Genomic DNA, 1,221 nt, shown 5'->3' on the forward strand with positions numbered 1-1,221 from the left:
GTGATGCGGCGATCGAAGCGGCCGGCCCGGCGCCGCCAGGGACCACCCGGCGGCTGCTCCAGTTCGATCACCCCCACACCCAGATCCGCCATGGCCGCCTCCGCCAGCTGGCGGATGGGCTCCAGCAAGGGGTCGTCCGCCGCCAGGCCGGTGGCATCCACCCGGCCGCCCCGGGCGGCCAGGGCCTCGATGACGGCGTCGAACGGCAGCTGGCCGCCCACCGCTTCGGCGTAGCCCTGCCGCCAGGCCCGGGCGCTGATGTACTCGAAGTTCACCGTCAGCAGGGCCCGATCCGGGGCCAGCGACAGGAAGGAGAGGTGGTCATTGTTGTAGCCGAAGCGGCCGTCGGCCAGCGGATCCCCCCAGACCGCCAGCAGATCGGCCCGGAAGCCGTCCGGCAGCACCAGCCGGTCCTCCAGTTCGATGCGGGCGTAACGGCGGCGCTGCTCCGCCGCATCGAGCCCGTCGCTGGGCACCGGCAGGGGGGTGGGCACGGTCGGGAACGGGGACGCCGACGGGGTCACTCCGGCCTTCGGGGAAGCCGCCCTCCCCGGGGCGGGCGTTGGTAGGGCGGCAGCGGCGAAGGAGCAGGCCCCGATGCCGAGCAGGGAGAGCAGGTCGCGACGGTTCATTGGAGTGGAGGGCAGGGCTCGCTGCGGCGCGGTGCGAGCAGGGCCAGGTGGTTGTCCTGCAGGGCGCTGAAGTTGTCGTCCGAGGCCAGCAGCAGGCTGGGACGGCCATCGGCCTGGATCGGCCCCGGGGTCATGGCCTCCCAGTTGTCGGCCGGCAGGCCGGCCGCGATCAGATCCCACCGGTGGATGGGCTCCAGCACCGCCTCGGGATCGGCCCCTTCGTCTGGCAGCGGGTAGTGGGCCAGGAGCACCTGCCAGCGGGCGGGGGCCTGGAAGCGCCGCAGCAGGGCCAGCAGGCTGGGCGCCGGGCCTGAGGGGTCGACCACCAGCAGATCGGTCAGTCCCCAGCCCTCGCCGGCGGGGATGGCCAGCCGGGCCAGGGGCCGGGGCTTCGGCCCGGTGGGCTGCAGCGACCAACCCAGCAGCCGCACCTGGGCGGGGGGGTCCTGCTTCAGGGGAGATTCCGCGGCCATCAGCAGCACATCCGGCTGCCCCGGGCGCCGCAGCAGGGCCAGGGACTCCGGCCCCTGGTTGGCTTCCAGGCCGCGCCCCGGGGCCGGCTGCCAGTCGGTGGGCAGCGCGTAGGCGC

The 1,221-nt window shown here is 74.7% G+C and carries 2 protein-coding genes; both read right to left on the bottom strand.

Annotation, left to right across the window (positions count from 1 at the left end; all coding sequences use genetic code 11):
• The coding region (locus VB737_RS16805; RefSeq protein ID WP_500314650.1) for an alkaline phosphatase PhoX at nt 1-632 on the bottom strand (632 nt) is incomplete at its 3' end.
• Nucleotides 629-1,221, bottom strand: a 593-nt coding sequence (locus tag VB737_RS16810) for an esterase-like activity of phytase family protein (protein WP_500314652.1), incomplete at its 5' end; no start/stop codon positions are given. The genes VB737_RS16805 and VB737_RS16810, both read right to left, overlap by 4 nt.

The sequence above is a fragment of the Synechococcus sp. BA-120 BA3 genome (assembly GCF_034931285.1).
Classification (GTDB): domain Bacteria; phylum Cyanobacteriota; class Cyanobacteriia; order PCC-6307; family Cyanobiaceae; genus Cyanobium.